The organism is Rhizobacter sp. P3_B12, from assembly GCF_056402895.1.
This window is the reverse complement of sequence record NZ_JBFUGN010000463.1, coordinates 1-4,777: the sequence shown is the minus strand read 5'-3', so window position 1 is coordinate 4,777 and position 4,777 is coordinate 1. Positions and strand designations below refer to the sequence as shown.

General features: G+C 70.5%; 6 protein-coding genes and 1 pseudogene. 5 read left to right on the top strand and 2 right to left on the bottom strand.

Annotated features, from left to right (window positions below; genetic code table 11):
• Positions 1–67 precede the first annotated feature (67 nt).
• The 5 genes from AC1D01_RS21250 to AC1D01_RS21230 all read left to right on the top strand — a co-directional run bounded on the left by AC1D01_RS21250 (position 68) and on the right by AC1D01_RS21230 (position 4,107).
• Positions 68–637: a GbsR/MarR family transcriptional regulator gene (locus tag AC1D01_RS21250; protein WP_477869789.1), complete on the top strand. Its 570-nt coding sequence runs from the start codon at positions 68–70 to the stop codon at positions 635–637.
• Positions 638–700: 63 nt separating this feature from the next.
• Positions 701–1,162: a thiol-disulfide oxidoreductase DCC family protein gene (locus AC1D01_RS21245; RefSeq protein WP_477869787.1), complete on the top strand. Its 462-nt coding sequence runs from the start codon at positions 701–703 to the stop codon at positions 1,160–1,162.
• Between the two features lie 7 nt (positions 1,163–1,169).
• Positions 1,170–2,132: an acyl-CoA desaturase gene (locus AC1D01_RS21240; protein ID WP_477869785.1), complete on the top strand. Its 963-nt coding sequence runs from the start codon at positions 1,170–1,172 to the stop codon at positions 2,130–2,132.
• Positions 2,129–3,115, top strand: a complete 987-nt coding sequence (locus tag AC1D01_RS21235; RefSeq protein WP_477869783.1) for an NAD-dependent epimerase/dehydratase family protein — start codon at positions 2,129–2,131, stop codon at positions 3,113–3,115. The genes AC1D01_RS21240 and AC1D01_RS21235 overlap by 4 nt, the downstream gene beginning before the upstream one ends.
• Positions 3,112–4,107, top strand: coding sequence for an SRPBCC family protein (locus AC1D01_RS21230; RefSeq protein WP_477869781.1), 996 nt, complete (start codon positions 3,112–3,114; stop codon positions 4,105–4,107). The genes AC1D01_RS21235 and AC1D01_RS21230 overlap by 4 nt, the downstream gene beginning before the upstream one ends.
• Here the strand turns inward: AC1D01_RS21230 and AC1D01_RS21225 are convergent.
• Together AC1D01_RS21225 and AC1D01_RS21220 are read right to left on the bottom strand one after the other, a co-directional pair.
• On the bottom strand, positions 4,062–4,283 hold the full coding sequence (locus AC1D01_RS21225; RefSeq protein ID WP_477869779.1) for a hypothetical protein: 222 nt from the start codon (positions 4,281–4,283) through the stop codon (positions 4,062–4,064). The two genes, AC1D01_RS21230 and AC1D01_RS21225, sit on opposite strands and share 46 nt — an antisense overlap.
• A gap of 112 nt (positions 4,284–4,395) precedes the next feature.
• Positions 4,396–4,777, bottom strand: a pseudogene (locus AC1D01_RS21220) (hypothetical protein); the annotation flags it as partial.

Below are 4,777 nucleotides of genomic sequence, written 5' to 3'. Positions count from 1 at the left end.
CTCTTGTGAAGCCTCTTTCTTGATTTCTGTATTGACAGAAATATCCGACGACCCTAGAGTCCACCTCATGAACCTGTCGCCGACCCTGACCCGATTCGTCCTGCACTGGGGCGAGATGGGCACGCGCTGGGGTGTCAACCGCACGGTCGCGCAGATCCACGCGCTGCTCTTCATCACCGGCCGGCCGATGCATGCCGAGGAGATCGCCGACACGCTGGACGTCGCGCGCTCGAACGTCAGCAACAGCCTGCGCGAGCTGCAGGGCTGGAACCTGATCAAGCTCGTGCACCTGGCCGGCGACCGGCGCGATCACTTCGAGACCTCGACGCAGGTGTGGGAGTTGCTGCGCACTGTGGTGCGTGAGCGCCAGCGCCGCGAGATCGCGCCCACCATCGAGGTGCTGAACGAGTTGCTGGCCGATCCGGCGCTCAGCCGCGACCCCGCCGAGGCGCGCCTGCGCATCCGCGAGACGCAGGAACTGCTGGTCACGCTGACGGCATGGAGCGACGAGATGCTGAAGCTCGACACCGACACGCTGACCAAGGTGCTGAAGCTCGGCGCCAAGATCAAGAAGCTGCTCGGCCGCGACGGCGCAGCAGCCGAAGAGATCAACCCGGTGCAGTTGTTGGGTCCCTGAGGCTGAAATTTTTTTTGCTCATGAGTTTCTCTAAAGACAGAAATTACTGACGGAGCGATCTGAATGAACCAAGCCCTGTACCCGATGACGCTGCTCTACGACGCCGCCTGCCCGGTGTGCTCGCTGGAGATGGACCACCTGTGGGAGCGCAACGCGGCGGGCCGCCTGGCCTTCGTCGACATCAGTGCCGAGGGCTTCGACCCGACGCCCTATGGCATCACGCTGCAGGCGATGAACGAGGAGATCCACGCGATCGCGGCCGACGGCCGGGTGCTGCACGGTGTGCAGGTGCTGCGGCTGGCCTATGAGGCAGTGGGCCTGGGCTGGGTGCTGAAGCCGGTTGGCTGGGCGCCGTTGCAGCCCGCGTTCGAGCTGGGCTACCGCTGGTTCGCGCGGCATCGCCAGGCGATCTCGCGGGCGAGCGCGCCGCTGGTGCGCGGCATCCGGCGGGTTCGTGCTGCGCGCATGGCGGCCCGCATGCAGGCCTGCCGCGATGGCGCCTGCCGCACCCACCGCGGCGAGTGAGGCGGCCATGCGCAACGAAGTCACCACGGTTCACGCGACGGAAGGGTGCAGCGCGGTCGAGGGCCGCGTCGCGTGGGCGCCGCAGCGCTCGCTGTGGTGGTTCGCGATGCTGGCCGGCGGCATGCTGGCCGTCACCCGCTACGCGAGCTGGAGCGGCTTCGCGCTGTTCCTCGCAAGCAGTGCCGTCACGCTGTGCCTCGGCCACTCGCTGGGCATGCATCGGCGCTTGATCCACCGCGCCTATGCCTGCCCGCTGTGGCTCGAACGCGTGCTGGTCTACCTCGGCGTGCTGGTCAGCATGGCCGGCCCGGCCGGCATGATGCGCACGCACGACCTGCGCGACTGGGCGCAGCGCCAGCCGCACTGCCACGATTTCTTCGCGCACCGCCGCAGCTTCCTCGTCGACGCGTGGTGGCAACTGCACTGCGAGCTGCGCCTCGCCCGGCCGCCGCGCTTCGAGCTGCCGGCGCACCTCGCGAACGACCGCGTGCTGATGGCCCTCGAGCGCCACTGGCTGCTGCAGCAGCTGCCGTGGGCGCTGCTGTTCTTCGCGCTCGGCGGCATCGGCTGGGTGCTGTGGGGCGTGTGCCTGCGCTGCGTGGTCGGCCTCACCGGGCACTGGATGGTCGGCCACTTCGCGCACCGCACCGGCCACCGCAGCTGGCATGTCGACGGCGCCGGCGTGCAAGGCCACGACGTGCGCGGCTGTGGCCTCATCACTTTCGGCGAGGGCTGGCACAACAACCACCACGCGTTTCCCGGCTCGGCCCGCCTCGGGCTCTATCCGGGCCAAGCCGATCCGGGCTGGTGGGTGCTGTGCACGCTGCAGCGCATCGGGCTGGTGTGGGACATCAGCCTGCCGGCCACCTTGCCGCCCCGCGCCACGCTGCAGGCGCTCGAACCCGAGGCGGTGCGCGCGTTCGATGTCGCGGCGCCGGCGCGCTGCTGCTTCTCAAGGAGTCCATCATGAAGGTCCTCGTCTGTGGATCGACCGGCTGCATCGGTGCAGCGGTCGTGCATGCGCTGCGTGCGCGCGGCCACAAGGTGATCGAAGCCTCGCGCCGGCCGGGCGCGGCGCGCGAGCACTGGCCGCTCGATTTCTCCCACCCGGTGTCGCCGCAGCACTGGGCTGCGCGGCTGCGCGAGGYGCAGGTCGACACGGTGGTCAACTGCGTCGGCATCCTGGTGCCTTCGCGCGGGCAGCGCTTCGAGCGCGTGCATGCGCAGGGGCCGATCGAGCTGTTCCGCGGCGCAGCGCTCGCGGGCGTGCGGCGGGTGATCCAGGTGTCGGCCCTCGGCGTCGGCGCCGAGGGCATCGGCAGCGCCTACCTGCACAGCAAGCTGCTCGCCGATGACCTGCTCGCGACCCTGCCGATCGACTGGGCGGTGCTGCGGCCATCGCTGGTCTACGGGCCGCGCAGCGCGAGCGCCGCGTTGTTCGCGACGCYCGCGGCGCTGCCGGTCGTCAGCCTGCCGGGGCGCGGCGCGCAACGGCTGCAGCCGCTGCACGTCTACGAGCTGGCCGAGGCGATCGCGCGGCTGGTCGAGCAGCGCGGCACGCTGCGGGCGGTGCACGAGATCGGCGGCCCCGAGAGCGTGAGCTACCGCGAGATGCTGGCCGCCTACCGCGCGGCGCTCGGCCTGGGCGAGCCGCTGTGGCTGCCGGTGCCGATGCCGCTGATGAAGCTCGCGGCCCGCGTGGCGCAGCTGCTGCCGCAGAAGGCCTTCAGCCCCGAGACGATGCGCCTGCTGGAACGCGGCAGCGTGCCGGCCGCGAATGCGCTGCCGGCCTTGCTGGGCCGCTCGCCGACGGCCCTGGCGCAGGGCCTGCGCATCAGCCCGCCCGAGCCGCGCATCGACCTGCGCGGCCGCTTCGCGCACGCGGTCTCGCTGCTGCAGAAGCTGACGATCGGCGTGCTCGCGGTGCTGCTGTGGATCTCGCACACGCGATGAGTGCCGAGCACCTTCCGTTCCGCTACCGCTGGCCGGTGCTGGCCGGGGCGCTGGCCGGCATCGCGCTGCGGTTGGTGTTCTCCGGCGTGGCCGGCGGCCACTGGTCAGCGATGGCCGGCGCCTTCGTGTTCCTCGCGCCGATCGCGGTGGRCATGGTCACCGTCTACGTGGCCGAACGCGAGCACCGGCGCTCGTGGCTCTACTACCTCGGCGCACCGTTCCTTGCCACCGCGCTGTTCGTCATTGGCACGCTGCTCATCAACATCGAGGGGCTGATCTGCGCGATCGTCATCGCGCCGCTGTTCGGCGTGCTGGGCAGCATCGGCGGGCTGCTGATGGGCATCGCCTGTCGTGTCTCGGGCTGGCCGCGGCCGACGCTGTATGCCGCCGGCGTGCTGCCCTTGCTGATGGGCGCCCTGGTGCCCGGCACCGCGCTGCAGGATGACCGCAGCCAGGTCGAACGCAGTGTGTGGATTGCCGCGCCGCCCGCGGCGGTGTGGCAGCAGTTGACGCAGCTGCCCGACATCCGGGCCGACGAGGTCGCGCGCGGCTGGGCGTACCGCATCGGCGTGCCGCCGCCGCAATCAGGTGTCACCGGCGCGGCCGGGCAGCGCGTGCAGCATTTCCGGATGGGCAAGGGCATCCACTTCGACGGCGACATCACCGAGTGGCAGCCGGCCCGCCGCATCGCGTGGACCTACCGCTTCGCTGACGACTCGGTTCCCGCCGGCGCGCTGGACGACCACGTGCGCATCGGCGGCCTGTACTTCGACCTGCTCGACACGGTGTTCGAGCTGGAGCCCGAGCGCGGCGGCACCCGGCTCGCGATGCGCACGCGCTACCGCGTCAGCACGCAGTTCAACTTCTATGCGGAGGGTGTCGCGCGGCTGCTGCTCGGCAACGTCAGCGAGGTGCTGCTCGAACTCTATGCGCGACGCTCAGAGGTTCACACCGTCTCGTGTTTCAGCTCGATGGTGCCGCGCGCCACGTAGCGCTGGAAATCGCCGATCGGGATCGCGGTCGAGCCGTGGGTGTCACCGTCGACCCAACTGAGCGTGGCGTCGGTGAGGGTGGTCTCGACCTCGATCGGGCCGGGGCGGATCTCGATCGGCTGGCCGTCGCCTTCGYGGTATTCGACCTTGCCGATGATCTGGGCTTCTTGCGTCATGGGGTGTCCTCCTTGGTGACCCAAGGGTCCACGGCCCGGCCGGCCACGAGAATCGGACGGCACGCCGCGTGGGCGTCAGCCGTCTCCTACATCGCAGGCCGGCCGCCCCTGGTCAGAGGGCGTTGACCTTCTCTTTCAGGCGCAGGGCCTTCTGACGTTCCAGCTTGGCCGTGTCGTTGGCCGGATCGAGCTCAAGCACCTTGTCCCAGGACTTGATCGCGCCGTCGAGATCCTGGCGCGCGAGCGCCGAGCGGGCGTTGCGCGAATGGGTGTCGACCAGCCGCTTGCTGGTGGCATCCACCTTCGGGCCGGCGGCGGCAATGCCCAGGCTGGCGGCCTGCTTGTAGTCGGCCAGGGCGCGTTCCAGGTTGCCGGCCTTGGCCGACGCTTCGCCCGAGCGGAAGGCCTTCTCGCCGGCCGAGGGCTCGGCTGGCGCCACCGGTGCGGCGGCGACCGGCGGCGGGGCCGGCTCCGGCGCGGGCTCGGGCTTGGCC

What these genes read in the sequence shown, in the direction of transcription:
- AC1D01_RS21250 (WP_477869789.1), top strand. Translation starts at nt 68, where the DNA reads ATGAACCTGTCGCCGACCCTGACCCGATTCGTCCTGCACTGGGGCGAG.
- AC1D01_RS21245 (WP_477869787.1), top strand. Translation starts at nt 701, where the DNA reads ATGAACCAAGCCCTGTACCCGATGACGCTGCTCTACGACGCCGCCTGC.
- AC1D01_RS21240 (WP_477869785.1), top strand. Translation starts at nt 1,170, where the DNA reads ATGCGCAACGAAGTCACCACGGTTCACGCGACGGAAGGGTGCAGCGCG.